Annotated in this window: 11 protein-coding genes; 5 read left to right on the forward strand and 6 right to left on the reverse strand. The window is 63.2% G+C overall.

All coding sequences use genetic code 11. The features are described from left to right. Positions 1–79 precede the first annotated feature (79 nt). From QWU44_RS03435 to QWU44_RS03445, 3 genes are all read left to right on the forward strand, one after another. Entirely contained in the window at positions 80–754 is a 675-nt protein-coding gene (locus QWU44_RS03435; protein ID WP_370914891.1) for an ABC transporter ATP-binding protein, read from the forward strand. Further along, positions 751–2,049 carry an ABC transporter permease gene (locus QWU44_RS03440; RefSeq protein ID WP_370914330.1) on the forward strand — a complete coding sequence of 433 codons (1,299 nt, stop codon included), beginning with the start codon at positions 751–753 and terminating at the stop codon, positions 2,047–2,049. Before QWU44_RS03435 ends, QWU44_RS03440 begins: the two co-directional genes overlap by 4 nt. Positions 2,050–2,264: 215 nt before the next feature. Then, entirely contained in the window at positions 2,265–3,125 is an 861-nt protein-coding gene (locus tag QWU44_RS03445; RefSeq protein WP_370914331.1) for a hypothetical protein, read from the forward strand. Positions 3,126–3,248: 123 nt separating this feature from the next. On the opposite strand, the gene QWU44_RS03450 is transcribed toward QWU44_RS03445, so the two are convergent. Then, positions 3,249–4,673 carry an MFS transporter gene (locus QWU44_RS03450; RefSeq protein WP_370914332.1) on the reverse strand — a complete coding sequence of 475 codons (1,425 nt, stop codon included), beginning with the start codon at positions 4,671–4,673 and terminating at the stop codon, positions 3,249–3,251. 32 nt (positions 4,674–4,705) lie between these two features. Continuing rightward, positions 4,706–5,422 (reverse strand): purine-nucleoside phosphorylase, encoded by a 717-nt coding sequence (gene deoD, locus QWU44_RS03455; protein WP_370914333.1) that lies wholly within the window; start codon positions 5,420–5,422, stop codon positions 4,706–4,708. Positions 5,423–5,573: 151 nt separating this feature from the next. On the opposite strand from deoD, the gene hisN reads away from it, so the two are divergent. After that, positions 5,574–6,359 carry a histidinol-phosphatase gene (gene hisN / locus QWU44_RS03460; protein ID WP_370914334.1) on the forward strand — a complete coding sequence of 262 codons (786 nt, stop codon included), beginning with the start codon at positions 5,574–5,576 and terminating at the stop codon, positions 6,357–6,359. Between the two features lie 29 nt (positions 6,360–6,388). On the opposite strand, the gene QWU44_RS03465 is transcribed toward hisN, so the two are convergent. The 4 genes from QWU44_RS03465 to QWU44_RS03480 form a co-directional block, all read right to left on the reverse strand. Further along, the gene (locus QWU44_RS03465; protein ID WP_370914335.1) at positions 6,389–9,418 is read right to left on the reverse strand and encodes a Rib/alpha-like domain-containing protein; all 3,030 of its coding nucleotides are present in this window, start codon (positions 9,416–9,418) and stop codon (positions 6,389–6,391) included. Positions 9,419–9,420: 2 nt separating this feature from the next. Beyond that, positions 9,421–11,922 carry a Rib/alpha-like domain-containing protein gene (locus QWU44_RS03470; RefSeq protein ID WP_370914336.1) on the reverse strand — a complete coding sequence of 834 codons (2,502 nt, stop codon included), beginning with the start codon at positions 11,920–11,922 and terminating at the stop codon, positions 9,421–9,423. Positions 11,923–12,249: 327 nt separating this feature from the next. Next, on the reverse strand, positions 12,250–13,506 hold the full coding sequence (locus QWU44_RS03475; RefSeq protein ID WP_370914337.1) for a S1 family peptidase: 1,257 nt from the start codon (positions 13,504–13,506) through the stop codon (positions 12,250–12,252). Between the two features lie 173 nt (positions 13,507–13,679). Further along, positions 13,680–14,093 carry a hypothetical protein gene (locus QWU44_RS03480; protein ID WP_370914338.1) on the reverse strand — a complete coding sequence of 138 codons (414 nt, stop codon included), beginning with the start codon at positions 14,091–14,093 and terminating at the stop codon, positions 13,680–13,682. Positions 14,094–14,264: 171 nt separating this feature from the next. Here QWU44_RS03480 and QWU44_RS03485 point away from each other — a divergent pair, with 171 nt between their 5' ends. After that, positions 14,265–19,310, forward strand: a complete 5,046-nt coding sequence (locus QWU44_RS03485) for a DEAD/DEAH box helicase (protein WP_370914339.1) — start codon at positions 14,265–14,267, stop codon at positions 19,308–19,310. Positions 19,311–19,473: the final 163 nt, after the last annotated feature.

A 19,473-nucleotide genomic window follows, 5' to 3' on the forward strand; every position in this document is an offset into this window, starting at 1 on the left:
CCATGCCCAAGTTCCCGCGCATCCGGACGCCACCGCCCCCGCACCGGGACAGACGGACACTCTTGGCCTACTGCTGGAGATGCGCGGGATCACCAAGACATTCAACATCGGCACCGACAATGAACTGACAGTGCTCCCGGGGTGCGACTTCACCGTCAAAAACGGTGAATTCGTCTCGGTCGTGGGCGCCTCCGGGTCCGGCAAGTCGACCCTGATGAACATCATCGGGCTCCTGGACTATCCGACGTCCGGTCGCTACTTCTTCGGTGGCGTCGACATCCTCCGCATGCCGGGTGACAAACTCGCCGAGTACCGCAACCACCACATCGGTTTCGTGTTCCAGAACTTCAACCTGATCGGCCGGATGAGCGCAGCCCGGAACGTGGAGATGCCGATGATGTACGCCGGTGTCGGCAGGAAGGAACGCAGCCAGCGTGCCGAGGAACTCCTCGACCTCGTCGGGATGGGCGAACGGATGAAGCACAACCCAAACGAGCTGTCCGGTGGCCAGAAACAGCGCGTCGCCATCGCTCGGGCCCTAGCGAACAACCCCGATCTGATCCTGGCCGATGAACCGACGGGCGCGCTGGACTCGGTGACCGGTCGCCTCGTTATGGACATCTTCCACAAGCTCAACACCGAGGAAGGGAAAACAATCGTCCTGATCACCCACAACCCGGAACTCGCGGCGGAGACGACACGAATCGCCACCATGACCGACGGCCGACTCGATAACGGGGTGGCGGACCGATGACCTACGCTGAAGCGATCCGCCTGGCGCTGGGAAGTTTCCGCAGCAACAAGATGCGTTCCCTCCTGACCCTACTGGGTGTGATCATCGGTATCTCGTCGGTGATCGCGATCCTCACCCTCGGGGCCTCACTGAAGGCACAGACGGTCGAGGGGCTCGCCGCCGCAGGCGTCAACGACTATGTCGTGAAGGTCGAGGCCCGCCCCAAGGACGGTGAGGAGCAGACCGAACAGTCCAACGCGTTCATGTACGTCCCGCCGGAACCCGTCGCCGCATCCTCAAAGATCACCCCGCAGTTCATCGACGTGCTGTCCGACCGGTTCAAGGGCCGGATCAGTGGTGTGGCGGTGGGGGCCATGTCCTATCATCCCGGAGACGCGGCCTCGTCCGATGCTCCGGAGACCACCCAGAGCGTTACTCTCAGTGCAGTCAACCCGGACTACATGGCGATGCAGAGCTTCGAAATCGGCTACGGCCGTAATCTGGCCGATGATGACATCACCGGGGAACGCTCCGTCGCGGTGGTGAACCAATCCGTCATTGACTCCTTGTTCGCGGGAGATGCCGATGGTGCACTGGGCCAGACCATCGACTACACCTCCTCCGACGGATCAACGTTCCCCCTGATGATCGTCGGCGTGATCGCGGAGAAGGGGAAGGGCGGACTGCTCTCCGGCTCGTTCAAGGAGTACCGGATCTACGCCCCCTGGACCGTCGATTCCCGGTTGAACACCGATGATCCGGGGCTCTGGGATCAGGTGTCGGTCCGGCCGTCCCCTGGGGTCAACGGCGAAGCGCTGCTCGCTGACCTCAATTCCTTCCTGGAGCTCGCCTACGCCGATGATCCGGAGTTCACCGCCAACGCCCGGGACATGAGCAAAGACTTCGAGATCCTCAAGACGATCATCGATTCACTCAGTATCGGGCTGTCCGTCATCGCCGGGATCTCCCTGCTCGTGGGAGGCATCGGTGTCATGAACATCATGCTCGTGACGGTCACCGAGCGGACCCGGGAGATTGGTGTGCGTAAGGCTCTCGGTGCCCGGAATGCGGACATCCGCAGGCAGTTCGTCATCGAGTCGATGATCATCTGTCTGCTCGGCGGAATCATCGGCGTACTGCTCGGCGGTGCACTCGGCATGGTGGGAGCGAAGTTCCTCGGGAAGATTGTTCTGCCCCCGTTGATCGGCGTCATCGTCGCCCTCGGCTTCTCCATGGGCATCGGCGTATTCTTCGGTTTCTACCCGGCGGAGAAAGCGGCACGGATGCGACCCATCGACGCCCTGCGCTACGAATAGTATCTTAACCCGTATCATTTGCAGGGCAGTGTCGAACCACGAAAAACACCCGGTTACCCTGTACATGGTCGACAGCATCAACCGGAATGGTGGTGTGCATCGGGTACCCTGATGGATCCTGGTACAAGGGGACCAGATGGAGCACCGGATGTCATTCATCCCACCGGAACAACCTATCAGCGCACCCACTCGGTGCACACGAAGGAGAACACACAGTGGCAAGAGACGATTACCCCAACTACCCGGGGGGAAACTACCACCCGGAAAATGACAGCAATCCCTATAACGGCGCTAACAACTACGGTGACGGCTCCGCCGAAGGATACGCAGGGGCCGCGCCCTACAACAACGGTCGGAGAATGGTGCAGGGCGACGGCAAGGTCCGCGTCATGGAAAGTGTCGGCTACGGCTTCCGCACCGTATTCGCTTCTCCGCTCGCGTGGATCGTCACCACGCTGGTCGTGGGTATCCTGTCCGTGGTGATATTCGGTGCGGGATTCGCCGCAATGTTCTCCCAGATGTCGGCGGACGGTGCCTTCAACCCGGAGACCGGGGCGACACCGGATACGGACAGCTACAACTTCAACCCGATCATTTTGATCCTCTTCACCCTGATCATGATCGTGGTTCAGGTGATGTTCGCCACCGCCGCGCTGAAGGCTGCGGACGGAAAGAAGATCACCTTCACTGATTTCTTCGGTGGCCCCAACTTCGTCAAGGCTCTGGTGTTCGTCCTAATCGTCGACATCATCACGTCCGCAGTCCCCTACCTGCTGCCGGGCGTGCTCCAAATCTTCGTGAACATTGCTCTGATCTTCGTCGGCCCGCTGTACATGCTGATGTATCTCTTCGTCCTCGACCGGGGAGCATCCTTTGGTGACGCCGCGAGGCAGGGATTCCAGGCCGGTACCCGGAACTATCTTCCGCTGCTCGGTTTCTCGATCTTGTGGGGCCTGATCCTTATCGTGTCCGCGATCCCACTCGGACTCGGCATGCTGATCACCGGGCCCGCGTACATCACTGCCCTCGCCTACGTCTACCGGCAGGCCAGCGGCGGTGTCTACCCGGAAGACTGATTTCCGGTTGATTTCTCCGTCAGAAAGATCCGCCCCGCACCGTGTGACCTGGTGCGGGGCGGATCGTCGTTTCAGTACGAGTACCGGATAGAAGTGACTGCGGGACGGTTCCGAGTGACTCCGTTACCGGGCGGTGGGCACGGAGGGATCGTCACCGGCCACCGCCCGCTGCTTCTCGGCGGTGCTCATCCGACGGTCCGCGAGCAGGTAGACCGCGCTGCCAGCCACCGCGACAAGGGTGATGATCCAGAGAACCGTCGCGTACTGGACCCCGATATCCGAGGAAGCGGTGGTGGCGAAACGGAAGAACTCGAACTTCAGGTCCATGAGTTTCGCGGTGTAGGCGATACCAACGGGAATGGCAATGTTGATGGTCAGGTTGTAGAACCCGATGGCCACACCGGACTTCTCCGCCGGGATGGTGGAGATCGCGGTGGACACGAGCGGCGCGTAGAGCAGCGCGAACGCCGAGGCGAACAGGATGATCGAAATGACCAGGACAGTGACGCTGGCGGTGGTGAACACCGCGGGGAGCGCCAGCGCGAGAACGATTCCCCCGAGGGCGATGGCGATCGTCTGCCGTGAGCTGAGGTACTGACCGATCTTGCCGGACAGTGCACCGACGACAATGGCGACAGCATATCCGGGGGCCAGCAGCATCGATGCCTCGTCGATCTCCATGCCGTGGAGATCCGCGGTGGCGAACGGGAACATGAAAATGTAGGCCAATTGCACGGAGTAGACGACGAGCACGAGGACGAGCGCCCACACGTAGCGCCTGTTGGTGAAGAACTCGGGACGGACCAGGGCGCCCTTGTGCGCGGTGATGTGCCAGATGAAGCACGCGGTCCCGAGGATGACGGGGAACAGGTACAGCCAGTTGAAGTCCTGCATGAACAGCATGACCGAGGTAGCGATGACCGCAATGAGGAAGAGTCCGAGCACATCGAGGTGACTGGACACGGCCTTCGCCGGTGGGACCCGTTTGATCAGCACTGGGATGGTGAACACGAGGATCAGGGGGACCAGGAACATCGCGGTCCAGGACACGGTGGTGGCCAGGAATCCGGATCCGAGGATGCCGAAGAGCAGTCCCGCCTGGAACGCGGAGGTGGAGAAGCCGAGGTAGGTCTTCTGATCTTTCGCGTCCAGGTACTTGGTCACGTAGATGACGTAGAGGGTTTCGGCGGCGGCGAGGCCGGTGGTCTGGATGACGCGCCCAGCGAGGACCATGGGCCAGATGCTCTGGAAGAAGAATCCGATGAGTGATCCGGTGACGATCAGGGCAATACCGGCGATCATCAAGGATCTGATGGAGAACGCGTCGGCGAGTGCCGCGTAGACCACGGCTCCGATCCCGATGACGATGCCGGCGAGGGTGGCCTGCAGGCTGACGGTGGTGACGCTCAGGTCGAGGGCATCGGCGATCGGCTTCGACATGAACTTGAAGCCGTTGTCGATGACGAGGCAGAACACGAAGCTGAAGAGCAGGATCGGCACCGCCCTTTTGGGGTTGACGCCGTGCCCTGCCGAGATGGGGGTGTCCATTGGTGTGGTGCTCCTTGATACGGGTGAATCGGCTAGACGCCGGCGAGCGGTAGGGCGAGCTCCATCATCCGGGTGAACGCGGTCTGTCGTTCCTCGGGAGTGGTCCGCGCTCCGGTGGCGATGTTGTCGGAGACGGTGAACAGGCCAAGTGCGTCGGCACCGTTGGCAGCGGCGACGGCGTAGAGGCCTGCGGTCTCCATCTCGACGGCGAGAACCCCCATCCTCGCCCAGCGGTCATTGGCGGTCTCATCGGCGTGGTAGAAGATGTCGCTGGACAGGACGTTGCCGACATGCGTCTCCACACCCTGCTCACGGGCCTGCTCCTGCAGCGCGGACAGTAGCTTCCAGGAGGCGGTCGGGGCATAGGTGCCGGGAACGTTGTACTGGGAGAGGAAGTTCGAGTCGGTTGATGCTGACTGTGCGACGACGATCTCGTACAGGTCCAGGTCCTTCTGGAATGCTCCACAGGAGCCGATGCGGATGAGCTTGCGGCAGCCGAAGACGTTGATCAGTTCCCAGGAGTACAGGGAGATGGAGGGGATGCCCATGCCGGAGCCCATCACCGAGATCTCACGTCCCTGATAGGTCCCGGTGTAGCCGAGCATGTTGCGGACATCGTTGAACTGGACGGCGTTGTCGAGATAGGTCTCGGCGATGAATTTGGCGCGTAGCGGATCACCGGGGAGCAGGATGGTTTCGGCGATGGGGGCGCCTTTGGGGTTGATATGCGGGGTGGATTCGGTACTCATGACGCATCTCCTTGTGTGTTGTTTTCGGGCGAAGGGGTGGTGGCCCGTACTTCCTGACCCATTGTGACCCAGTATGCGAACATTTGTCCATGTAATTTTTTTCATTTGTTCCAGAGGTTCCGGCTGCGCACCTCGCCTATCATTAGTGGACATGAGCACCTACGCCGATGACCTCGCACTGGCCCTTGAACTCGCCGATATCGCGGACACCCACACGCTGGACCGGTTCGAGGCATCGAACCTCACCGTCGAATCAAAGCCGGACATGACGCCGGTGAGCGACGCCGACATCGCGTGCGAGAAACTCCTCCGGGAACGACTGTCCACCGACCGTCCGGCGGATGCGGTACTGGGTGAGGAGTTCGGCGGTGACGCCGCCCTCGAAGGGCGCCAGTGGGTGATCGACCCGATCGACGGTACGAAAAACTACGTCCGTGGCGTTCCCGTGTGGGCGACACTCATCGCACTGCTCGTCGACGGGAAACCCGTCGTCGGCGTCGTCAGTGCCCCGGCCCTAGCACGCCGCTGGTGGGCCGCAGAGGAGCAGGGTGCCTGGCGGTCCTTCTCGGGCGGCTCCCCCAAGCGTCTCCGGGTTTCCGGGGTCGCGGACATCGCAGATGCGTCGGTGTCCTTCTCATCGCTCGACGGTTGGCGGGACCGCGGGCTTCTCGACGCATTCCTGAAACTCTCCGATGACACCTGGCGACTGCGGGGGTTCGGCGACTTCCTCTCTTATTGCCTCGTCGCGGAGGGGGCGGTGGACGTCGCCGCCGAACCCGAGGTCGCCCTGTGGGACCTCGCCCCGCTCGCGGTACTGGTCACCGAGGCGGGCGGTCGTTTCACCTCCCTCTCCGGGATCGACGGCCCTTCCGGTGGCGACGCCCTCGCCACCAACGGCCTGCTCCACGAGGAGCTGCTGGGGAGGTTCACGGTGTGAGCACCGCTCCCCTCCCCGCGGCCGTGTCCTCAGCGGTGGGGGAACCACAGGGGCGGCAGTCCCGGGAGCGCAGGAATCAGCCCACTGTGCAGGAGCGCGAACCCGATGGCCCCGATGAACAGGGGCAGCGCGAGGAGCAGCGCCAGGAAACTCCGCCCGACGGAGGATCCCGCGTCGGGGGCTTCGGGACGGTCCGGCACAGCGACGGTGAAGGTCGTGCGCGCGGGGTTTTCCCCGGGTCGGGTCGTGACCACGGTGACTGTCACGGTCTCACCCGCGGTATCCGTCGTGGGCGTGACCTTCACGGTGCCGTCGGCCGCGATGCTCACGCCCTCCGGGGATCCCTCGTCGAGGCTGAACTCCACCCCGGTGAGATCCGTGTCCGGGTCCGGGGAGACCGTGACCGTTCCATCGGGGTGTACCACCGGGTCGCCGTAGGGAACCGGGGTCGGCGCGGTCCATGCGGTGAAGGGAACCTCGACGACATCCTGTGAGCCGTCGGCGTAGGTGACCAGAACCGTCGCGGGGGTGCTGCCGTCACCGGTTGTGGTGACCTCTCCGTCATCGGTCACCCGCACACCCGATGCACCGCCGTCCACCGGTGCGAACCGCACCCCGTCGGGGCGGGCCCCGTCGAAGACGATGCGTGAGGCGAATGCCGCGGGCTGTACCGGCTTGAGTCCGGTCTCCACCTGCGGATCGTGGGTCTCCGCGCCGGTCCGGGTGTTCTTCTCGTGGACGACGAACCTCGCCGTGGTCGAGGCCGTTTCTCCGCCACCGGGGAAGGACACGGTGACGGGTACCTCGACGATCCCGTCGGCTGTCGCGAGGTGACTCCGGGTCGTGGCGATCCCGACCGCGCCGGTGGCATGATCGATGACGACACCGGCGGGCGCCCCGTCCGCGAGATCGAAACGCAGCCCGTCGACGGGCACGGAGAACCGCCCGCCGTCGACCCGGACGAGCGGTTCAGCGAAGGCGTCGGACCCCGTGGCCACGCTCACCGCCGGGTAGATCACCCGGGTGTTCTCCGCCGTGGGAACCGCCGCGGCACCGACGGCAAACACCACGGGCACGGTGACGGTTTCCGCGTGCTCATCGTTGAACGTGATCTGAACGGGAATGGTGATCTGGCTGTCGCGGTCGTCGTCCGTGACCGCGATGGTGAGCACACCGGTGTCAGGTTCGAGCGTGACCTCCCGATCAGTGAGTGCCGTGACGTTGAGTATCCGCCCGGCGCGCCACAGATCGACGAGTTCACCGGTCTCCGGGTCGTGCTCACCCGCGTGCCGCGGACGGTACTTCGGTGCGAACCGGAGCGGCCCGGAGGTGGCGCTCCGGGCATCGTTGTCCACGGTGACGGGGTCGTAGAAGAAGCGCACTGCCGCTGCCACGGAACCACCGTGACCGTGGTCATGGTCATGTCCGGGGTCCGTCACGGTGGTGCGGAGTGTCGCCACGACGCTGGTCCCGTCGGGGTATGTCAGGGTGACCGGGAGGTCGACCTGCTGACCCGCGAGGCGGTCGGGGGCGATGAAGCTCAGCAGATCGGGATGGTGTTCGCGGCGGGTGATGTGCGGGGAGAACTCGTCCCAGACGTCACCGGTGGGGTCGACGGACTGGATGAGCCACCGCTTCGGCCCCCAGCGGTAGTGGGAGTGCTCCCCCGCGAAGGCATCGACGGTGACGACGGTCCGGTGCCCGGCCTCGGCGGTGAGGTTCGCGGTGAGTCCGTCGGGCACGATGGCGTCGGCGTAGCTCTGTGTGTGATAAGCGAGTTCACCGCGGGCGGCGTCGCCGTCGGTGAACTCGACGATGATGTCGACCCTTCCGTCCCCGGGTTCACCTGCGGGTGTGTAGGTCACCAGGCCGGTCGTCGGGTCAATCTCCATGCCCTCTGGCGCGTCCAGCAAGATGAAGGTGGCGACCAGGTCACGGGAGACCTCCGGAACGAAGATGGGGGCGCTGACGGAGGTCTTCCCCTCTGCCACGCCGTAGAGGTCACGGTAGATGACGGAAACATCGCTGCTGGCCCGGTCGACGGTGAAGGTGGCATCGGCGGTCGCGGTGGACCCGCCGGGCAGGTGCGCGGTGACGTTCAGCGTGCGGGTCTCCCCCGCGTGGGCCACGGGATCGAGGAGGGTCACCTCACCGGAGTTGCGGTCCACGGTGAAGAGGTCGGCGTTCTCCTGCCCCGGGGTGGCCTCGAACCAGGTGCCGTAGACGGTGGGTCGCTGCGTTCCGGCCGCACCGTTGACGAAGGTGGGCAGGACCGCGTTCTCGTTGGTCACGTGCTCGTCCTCCAACCCGATGTGAACGCGGCGCTCCGGGTAGGCGAACGTCAGTTTGTCCAGGTAGGCGTCCCGCGTGAAGTGAACGACCGACATCCGGCTGGAGCCGTCGCGGTAGGTCACCCGCACCGGCACATCGGCCTCTCCGACGCCCGCGGCGAGGGTCGTGGTGACCCTGCCTGTCCGGGGATCGACCGAGGCGTCGGGGGTTGCCTCCGGGGCCGCGAGTTCGTAGGTCGGCTCGGGCTCGGGCGCACCGTGCGGCGCACCCGACCGCACCACATGAGTCGGCCAGCCGCCGGTGACCGGGGATGAGCCGGTGATGTCGGTGACCCAGTCGTAGACCGTCACATAGGACACCGCCATCGACGTCGTGGTCACGTGGACGTTCTGGGTGTACCGGGAACCGTCGCGGAACACTGCGGTGACCACTATGTTCCGGGAGTCATCCGCGCCCATGATTCCGTCGTCGATGGTGATCACGCCGGAATCATCGATGCTGATTCCCGGTTCCGGGGTGACGAGTTCAAAGGACACCGGATCAACGCGAAGGAATGCGGTCTCCGGTTCCACCGTGATCGGCCCCACCGCGAGCAGGTCCGCACTGTTGTAGTGGATGCGTGAGCCGGCGAGGCTCACCACCTCGACGTTCAACGGCGCACTCGTGGTACCGCCACCCGCGAAGCTCACCTCGACGAGGGCCCGGACACCACGGGCCGGGGCGTCGTCCGGCACCTTGGCGGTGATCACACCGGTCCCCGGATCCACGCTCAACCAGTCGGGGGCCCGTCGGACAGCCGGTACGTCGCAGCCACCGGGCCAGCACTCCCCCTGGGATGCGGGATGACATATGGGCTGAAGGTGCGGGTTTCACCCCGCACGACGCGCAGATCCCCGTAGTCGATGGTCGGGGTGAGGACGCTGCTGTCGCTCACCCGGACGACCCACGCAACGTCACCACCGGTGCCGTCGGCACGCCGGATGCGCGCCGTGGTCGCAAACGTCTTTCCCGCATCAGCGGATTCCGGGGTGAACACGATCCCCTGCCCCGTGAGGGTGAACCTCCCGGATGCGTCATCGACGAGCGTCACATCGCCGGCCGGTATCCCGCCGCCGAGATCCCACGTACTCGCCGCACCGGACGGTACCGTCTCGTAGTTGTCGGCGGGCAGCTCATAGTCAACCGGGTTGTCCACGATTCGCACCGTCTGGGTGGTGGTGAGCTGCTGCCGTGCGCCCTCGGCGTCGACGATCTCCACCGCGACGTCCACCGTGAAGCTCGTCCCCGTCGGGGCGTCGGCGTCGACGCGGACCGCCCGATCACAATTGGCGTACCCGAAGCCCTCCTCGAGATGCACACCCGCAGGCAGGGACTCGGGCGCGGTAACCGTGCAGGTGGAACCGCCGACGCCGGTGAACTCCGGGAAACGCTCAACGGTTCCCCCGAAGTCCGCGTCGGTGAACAGCAGATCACGCAGCGTCAGGTCCCGGTCCGAGCCGGGGGTGAGGTAGACGTCCCGCATGCTGTAGCTACCCTGCGGGCCCGCCGCGAGAACCACATCGACAAACGCCCCGGAATCCAGGGTGGTGAACACAGCGACATTCCGGTCCGTGGAACCATCCAGGTAGGTCACGGTCACCGGAACCTTCAGGATCTCCGCCTCCACTACCGCTGACCGGGGGACCGACACGGTGCCGTCCGCGGCGATCGACGCCCCCGCGGGCGGGTTCTGTCCCAGGGTGAAGGTGAGTTCCCCAGGCTCGGTGCCGTACTCCCGGTCATCGTCGGTGACGAGCACGGGGGAACTGACTTCTCCCTCTCCCGGCTTCACATCGACGATGTTGTTGTAGTGGTTGTCGTGTCGGCCGTTGTAGGGACGGGTGAACAGCCGGACCGGGGCGGTCACCGGTTCGTGGTCACCGACGACGGGGGTCGCCGTCACAACGAGGCGAATCTGCTCTCTCCCCGCCTTCGGCGCTGTGAAACGGATGACCCTGTTCCCCGGCTCTTCCTCGGTTATCTCCGCATCGACGTCATCCGAGGAGACGGTGAACGTGTAGCCCATGGCATCGACTGGTTCCTCCCCGCGCATGAGTTGCGGAAGCGGCACAGAGGCTTCCCGTCCCGGGATCACCTCGCGCCCACCCACCGGTGCCAGGTGATAGTCCCCGATGCCGCCACCGGCGGATGGGGTGACCCGGACGGTGAACTCGACCGGGACGTCGCCGGACGGCAACCCGACCGATACCTGAACCCGGTAGTCACCGGGGGCGGCACCGACACCCGGTAGGGCGAGAATCGAGCCGTCCGTCACCGTGACCCAGTCCGGCCCCTCGGTGATCTCGACAGGCACGGGCAGGTTGTCCGGTATCGTCCATCCGTTCTTCTCATAGCGGACGGGAATCACCGAGTGGGCACCTGCCGACACCGGGGTATCCGGGATGACGGGGGTGATGTCGGATGCGGTACCGACATTCCAGACGGCAACGTCGTCGGTGGCACTGCCGTCCCGGTAGGTGATGGTCACCGGCAGAGTGAGCGTGCGGTCGTAGACGTCGGGTGTAACCACGAGTTCCACCCGATCATCACGGATGCGGGCCCACGGCGGGGTATCGACACCCGCTCGCGGGAGTATGGAGGCGATGAGCTGCGCCGCCTCGTAGTCGTTGCTGCGCCCGTACTCCAACTCCACGGGGGCGCTCTTTGTGAGCACATTGTCCACTGTGACCGGAACGAGCGTGTATCCGCCACGGTCCGCCATCCGCCCCACCGCTGTCTGCACCTGGACGATGCGGGTCGAGCCGTCGAGGAACGTGACCTCAACGTCCACCGGGGCGTTCGGTCCAGGTGCAGCACCCTCCGGCGCCTCGTACACGACGTTGCCGGTGTCGATGTTCACCGACAGGCCCGGGACATCGTCGATCAGTCGGAACGTCATCAACCCCCAGGTGCCGACGGGAAGCCCGGTCGTGGCGTCGTAGACGTCGGGGAAGGACTCTGCAACCACGCCCGGGGTTCCGGTGATCACCGGGTAGGTGATCGCGATCGTGGAGAAGTCCCAGGCGTGCCCATCGCTGTCCTCCGAAATCTCCGCTGCCGTCGCCACTTGTGGAACAGTGATCGGGGCGGCGACGAATGGTGTAATCAGTGCCACGGAGGCGACGGCGGCGATGTAGGCGACCCGGGCAGAGCGGCTTGACCGGGCTCTGCGGGTCAGTGGGGATGTGCGCATGAAGTTGTCCTGTTCCTCGATGGTGGTGACCGCGACCACCGCGTCGTTCCTCCCGCTGAGGTTGGCGACGGGAAGAAGTGAGGCGGATACGGCGGCGGCTCGAAGGTATCAGTTTTCCGGTGTCCCATTTGGGCACTTTTCAACAGGAACGAGGCCACCATCATCGCCTCAACCAGTATAAATGCCTATTGAACTGGACATTCATTACCGTTAGGTCATTGAAAACTAAGAGAAACAACCTTCCCCAGCGGGGCGTTTTTACCCCTTATTGGGGCTGTATTTCATTAGCTAACTTGAGTGCTGGTTCCCGGACATAAAAAACCGGCCCCACACAGGAGCCGGTACAAATGGGCACTCAGATCACCCTCAGCGACCTCGTACCGCCGCGAACGGTCCCCCCTCCGGAGGGAGCACGAAACCCGCCCCTGCAGCTCCCCCGGCATTGAGGTTATCGGTGATCGCATCAATCGTCGGACTCGCGGTCGGCATGAAGAAGGGCCCCTGGAGCGGACTCCGACAGGACAGGTTGTGGTCCGGGAACACACCACCCGACACCACCCCGACGAGCCGGTCCCCGGCGAGCAGCGGAGCACCCGAATCCCCACGCATGGCACACACCTGAGAGAAATTGACCCGCTTCTCACTGATCCACGACGTACCGCACGTGTGCCCGGTGGCGACCCCCTGCTTGCACAGGATCTCCCCATTCACCGGCGTACCGCCGACCGAGTTCACCGTGACACCGTTGTAGCTGCGCGTGAGTTCAGCTCGATCATTGAACTCGATCACCGAATAGTCGTAGTTCCTGCTCGACGCCACAACCGTGCCAGCCTGCCCCACTTCCCAGGAGTCGGCCGAGATCACCGCCTCCCCCGGATTACCACAGTGACCAGCGGTAATGCCCACCGCACGCCCCTCGGCATCATAACCCGCTACCCCGAGGGTGCACAGGGTCTTCGGGCCGATGAACACGGGGGTACCGGGACCGAAAAGCGACTTCCCCCTGCGCTGCGCCGCGAAGGACTCCTCCGGGATGTCCGGGCCATTGAACCAACTACCGCTCACCCGATTGAGTACCGGGCCGGGGCGACCCGCCATGAGCTGTGACACGACATCCGTGCGCCACTGGTAGTTCGGCCCGCGACGAGACGCGTCAAACGTGCTTTCTACAGCAGATACGGCACCACCATCCCACCAGATACCGTCACCGTGCACATCGGAGGAATCATCCGGCGCAACCGCCTCAGCAGCCGCTATCACGTTGTCCGGGATAATCTGGCCGAGCCCACTCCCAATCGCGGCCTCATTGAGACGCTTCGCCGTGTCCGCAGCCCCCACCCCGGTGCCTGCGCGGAGCGCACCGTCAACAGCCCGATCAATATCGGTCTGAATCTCCCGGGCGACCGATCGAACCTGTTCGGTCACATCCGACACCGGATCCGCCTCCGCCGCAGATGCCTGCGGCGCCGCCACGAGTAACCCGATACCGATGATGGTGGCAGGAAGGACACGGCGGAGTTTGACCAGGTTGGGCATGAAGACGCTGACTGCTTTCACAAGAATGGGATGACTCTCCGGCGCACGGACGCTGCGCACCCGGAGACGATTCGCTAACAGGTACATACTGCCACAGAATCTCCCTTTCCCCGGACTGCCGACGCAGGGGTGTCACTTCTCCGGCACACCCAGGAACAGAACTGTGTCACCTCACGCACGCAACAGCCGCAGGTAACCACGTTACTTCGATTTAACCTGGGGATTTCCGGATAATTTCGACTTCCCGCGGCCCGCGGAAATCAGTCCGCCGCCCGTGCCCACGCAGCGGAGAGGAATGCGACCGCGGCAACCAGGGATACGGCCACGACGATGAAACCGACAGCAACGTGATCGGTCCACCACGGCACAGGTAGCCCCGCATCCGCGGCGTCGATCCCCACGGAGAACGCCGCCCCCAGATAGCCCAGCGACGCGAGAAATACCCCAGTCGAAACGACCGCCGTCCATTCCAGGGCACCGGCACCTCTCCGCAGAGCCCGTACCGCCAACACGATGAGAATCACCGGCGCCACGAAGAGGACCGGACCACCGAACACGGTCGCGGAAAGAAGGAGGACGACGACACCGAGCCACGCGGCGCAGGCCGACAACACACCCAGCTCTCCCCGCAGGACAGCTCCGACACTGACGAGAGGTGAGCGTTTCTCGGTCATTGACAACTCCTCGGATCTCGGGTGGACGGTATTTGTTGGCAGCTAACCACCCCTTCACTGGGCATGTCAACGGGTCCGGGCCACCGGGCGTCCCTGTCGCCACACCCCCAAAAGCGGCGACACCGACCTCATTCGCCGTGGTACTCGTTCCACTACGACACAATGGTCCCCATGGCTTCCAAGGTTTCCATCGACGATGTCGTCACAGCGCTCCGTGAACTCGACTCCAACGCAGCGAGAGGACTGGAGTTCGAGAAACTGATGGTGCGCTACTTCCAGCTCCACCCCATGTACTCGCAGGAGTACGACGAGGTGTTGCGCTGGAACGACTGGAAGTACAAGGACCCGAGCGCCGGAGACACCGGCATCGACCTAGTCGCGCACCGCGCCGAGGACGACTCCTGGACGGCGATCCAGTGCAAGTTCTACGAACCCACCACCACACTGCAGAAGTCCCACCTGGATTCCTTCTACACCGCATCAGGGCGCACCTTCGTCACCGACACCGGCGAACGGAAGTCCTTCAGCAACCGGATCATCGTCTCCACCACCGACCGGTGGGGAAAGAACGCGGAAGCCTCACTCGAGGGTCAGACGATCCCCGTGCAGCGCATCGGCCTCGCCGAAATCGCCGACGCCCCGATCAACTGGGAGATCGCCTACCCCGACTCGGACTACGCCATCGAGTTCTCCCTAACCAAGCGCAAACGGTTCCGCGCGCGTAAGCACCAAAAGGAAGCCATCGACGCGGTCTTCGCTGGTTTCCGGGACTACGACCGCGGCAAGCTGATCATGGCCTGCGGTACCGGCAAAACATTCACCGCGCTAAAACTCTCGGAACGATTGGCCACGAAACTCGGCGGCCAGGCGAAGATCCTGTTCTGCGTGCCGTCGATCTCCCTGCTCTCCCAGACGCTGAAGGAGTGGACCAGCCACTCCGAACACGACCTCCGTGCCTACGCGGTGTGCTCCGACAAGAAGGTGTCCAAAGACGCCGAGGACATCGCCACCTACGAGCTTGAGGTACCGGTAACCACGGATGGTGTCGAACTCGCCGCCAAGATGCGCCACCGCCGCCGCGCGAAGGGCCTGACAGTCGTGTTCACCACCTACCAGTCACTCCAGGCCATCCACGAGGCCCAGAACACCGACAATGGCACCGACCCGTTCGACCTCATCATCTGCGACGAGGCACACCGCACCACGGGCATCACCCTCGCGGGCGAAGACGCCTCGCACTTCGTGCGCATCCACGACAACTCCTACATCAGGGGCACGAAGCGGCTGTACATGACAGCCACTCCCCGACTGTTCGGCGAGGACATCAAAAACAAAGCGGAGGAGCACTCCGCCGAACTGTGTTCGATGGACGACGAGGACACCTACGGTCCCGAGTTCCACCGCCTGAGCTTCGGGGCAGCCGTGGAGAAGGGACTGCTCACCGACTACAAGGTCCTCGTACTCGGTATCAACGATCAGATCGCCGCCGATACCCTTCCGCAGGCCCTCGAAATGGCGGGTGCAGCCGGGAACCTCGATGACGTCTCCAAGATGATCGGCGCGTGGAACGGCCTGGCCAAGCGGTCCAGTACCACGCTCGACACCGGAAAGGACCAGGCCACCGGGTTCCCCGAAGGCGCAGCACCCATGCGTCGAGCGGTGCTGTTCGCCTCGGACATCGCCTCATCCAGGAAGTTCACCGACCTGTTCCCCTCCGTGACGAGTGTCTATTCCCGGAACCTGGAGGAGAAGGCCGCGACCAACGAGGCAATCTCCACCCAGAATCTCGACCTCACCGTGGACGCCAAACACGTCGACGGAACCATGAACGCCCTCCAGCGCGGCAACATCCTGCGCTGGCTGAAGTCCGACGCGGTCCCCGAGGATGAATGTCGCATCGTCACCAACGCACGGTGCCTCTCCGAGGGTGTGGACGTACCCGCACTCGACGCGGTGATCTTCATGAACCCGCGTAACTCCCAGGTCGATGTCGTGCAGTCTGTCGGCCGGGTGATGCGTAAATCGGAGGGGAAGACCTACGGCTACATCATCCTGCCCATCAGTATCCCCGCCGACAAGAAGCCCTCCGAGGTGCTCAACGACAACCAGAAATTCAAGGTCGTCTGGCAGATCCTCAACGCCCTGCGCGCCCACGACGAGCGCTTCAACGCGACGGTCAACTCCGCGAAACTCAACGCCAGTAACGCTGCCCTGAACACCACCATCCAGCCCGCGTTCATCGATGTCCCACCGAAGGACACCCCTGCCCCCGCCGATCCGTTCGTATCGAATCCCGATGTCACGACCCAGGCTCCGGAGCCCGGGAGCACCAGCCACGAATCGACCCGCGACCCATCCTTCTCCAGCCAACAACTCGCCCTGTTCTCCATGGAAAAATGGCAGGAGGCCGTGTACGCCCGCATCGTCGACAAGGTGGGTACCAGAACCTACTGGGAGGACTGGGCGAAGGACGTCGCCAACATCGCCGACGCACAGATCCTGCGCATCAACCGACTGCTCGATACCGCGGACCCGACGGTCGCCACGGAGTTCGACGAGTTCCTCAAGGGACTACGCGCAAACCTGAATGAGTCCATCTCCCGCGACGACGCCGTCAGCATGCTCTCCCAGCACCTGATCACCGCGCCCGTCTTCGACGCCCTGTTCGCCGAGCACGACTTCGCGCAGCACAACCCGGTCTCCCGGGTCATGCAACGCATGGTCGAGGCCCTCTCGGACAAGCGCCTCGAATCCGAGACCGAATCCCTGGAACGGTTCTACAGGTCTGTCCAGGTCCGAGCCTCCGAGGTCACCACCGCCGAAGGCAAGCAGCAGGTGATCAAGGATCTGTACGAACGCTTCTTCAAGCTCGCGTTCAAGAAACAGTCCGAAGCACTCGGCATCGTCTACACCCCGGTGGAGATCGTCGACTTTATCAACCGCTTCGCGGACTGGGCCTCCCGCAAGCACTTCGGGCGTGGCCTCACCGATGAGGGCGTGCACATTCTCGACCCGTTCACTGGTACGGGTACGTTCCCCGTGCGGCTTCTCCAATCCGGGCTGATCCGCAAAGAGGACCTCGCACGCAAGTACGCCACCGAGATCCACGCGACCGAGATCATGCTCCTGGCGTACTACGTCGCGGCCGTCAACATCGAGACCACTTACGCCGCACTCAACGCGGACGAGGACGGCAACACGGGCGGATACCAGCCCTTCGAGGGCATCGCGCTGGCCGATACCTTCCAGATCACCGAGGACGATGACGCGATGGATCTGGGTATGTTCGTAGAGAACAATGACCGGATCGAGCGCCAGAAGTCCGCGCCCATTCACGTTATCGTGGGTAACCCGCCCTATTCCGTGGGCCAGAACAACGCCAATGACCTCAACGCGAACGTGAAGTATCCGACGTTGGACAAGCGTATCGAGGAAACCTACGCGGCACGCTCGACGGCCACGAACAAGAATAGTCTCTACGACTCCTACCTCCGTGCCTTCCGTTGGGCCACCGACCGCATCGGTGATCACGGAATCGTGGCGTTCGTATCCAACGGCGGTTGGATCGACGGCAACACCGCGGACGGAATCCGGTTGAGCTTCGCCGATGAGTTCAGCGAGATGTACGTGTTCAACCTCCGGGGAAACCAGCGGACCGCCGGAGAACAGTCAAGGAAAGAAGGTGGAAAGGTCTTCGGATCAGGCAGCCGCAACACCGTCGCCATCTTCATAGGCATCAAGACACCGAATGCTGAATCCTGCACGATCCACTACCGGGACATCGGAGACTATCTCACGCGTGAAGAGAAACTCACGATCATCGAACATGGCTCGGCAGAGAGCATTGAGTGGCAGAAGATCACCCCGAACAACCACGGCGACTGGGTCAACCAGCGCTCGGAGGAATTTGAGACGTGGCCTGTACTGGGAGATAAAACACCCGGTTCACCGAGGATATTCAATATCTACGGAGCTGGTCTCAAAACGGGACGCGACGCGTGGTGCTACTCCATGAGCAAGACCGCCCTGATGCACAACATAACCAGGTTCCTGGATACGTATGAATCTGCTAGACGAGATTTCAGAATCTGGGATTCTTCACAACTTACGGAGAACCGTTCCGGGAAAAGTGTCATTGAATTCCTAAAACACAATCCCGAATACCAGAACACGACCGTAATCTCGTGGAATCGGAGCCTGAATAATCAGCTCGCTCAGGGGCATGAGATCTCGCTACAGGAGCACAGTTTCAGACGATCTCTCTATCGACCATTCACGACACAACACTGCTACTTTGATCGGGCCGTGAACGACATGGTCTACCGGCTCCCCAAGATGTTCCCGACAGCGGAGCATGACAATTTGGGAATATACGTAGTCAGCCCCCGAGAAGCCGCAGAATTTACGGTAATCTCAACGGATCTAATTCCAGATCTGTCGATGTTCACCTATGCAGGCCAGTTCTTCCCCCGCTGGACCTGGGAACCCGTGGAAACCCCGGCGGGAACCCTCGACTTCGGCTCCGCCACCACGTCGGAAACCGAGTCAGGCACCGAAGGCGAGGTTCTCGACGGCTACCGGCGCGTGGACAACATTACCGATGAGATTCTCGCCATCTACCGGAATGCGCTCGGTAGTGACATCTCCAAGGACGACATCTTCTACTTCGTCTACGGGCAGTTGCACGACCCGAACTACCGGGAGGCCTACGCCGCGGACCTGAAGAAGATGCTGCCGCACGTGGAGACGCCGTCGTCACGCGAACGCTTCGATCAGCTCACCGAGGCCGGTCGGACGTTGATGGACCTGCACGTCAACTACGAGGATGTCAATCCCTATCCGGTCGATGTGCAGGTGAAGAAGTCCGCGGACCCCGACAACCGGGAGACGTGGCGGGTGACCAAGATGAAGTGGGCGAAGAAGAAGGATCCCGAGACGGGCAAGAACGTCAACGACACGACCACGATCATCTACAGCCCGAAGGTCACCGTCTCGGGCATCCCGGAGGAGGCGGAGCGCTATCTCCTCGGTTCCCGCTCCGCGCTCGGGTGGATCATCGACCGCTACCAGGTGAAGAAGGACAAGGCTTCCGGCATCGTCAACGATCCGAACGACTGGTGCGATGAGGTCGGCAATCCGCGCTACATCGTCGACCTGATCGCCAAGGTCACCCGTGTCGCGGTGGAGACCGTGAGGATCACGGATTCGCTGCGCTGAGCCCGTGGACGCGAGCGGTTTCCCGGAGGCGGTGAGACGGGTCCGCGCGACGTAAGAATCTTGTTCGGTTGCGTCGTGGTGCCGATCCTCGTTCTTCCGCCCCCAACCGTTGAGCCGGTTTGTCCCGGGCAGACGGCACCGGTTTTCATTCAGCGGTTCTGCA

The sequence above is a fragment of the Corynebacterium sp. CCM 9203 genome, from assembly GCF_041357675.1.
GTDB lineage: Bacteria > Actinomycetota > Actinomycetes > Mycobacteriales > Mycobacteriaceae > Corynebacterium.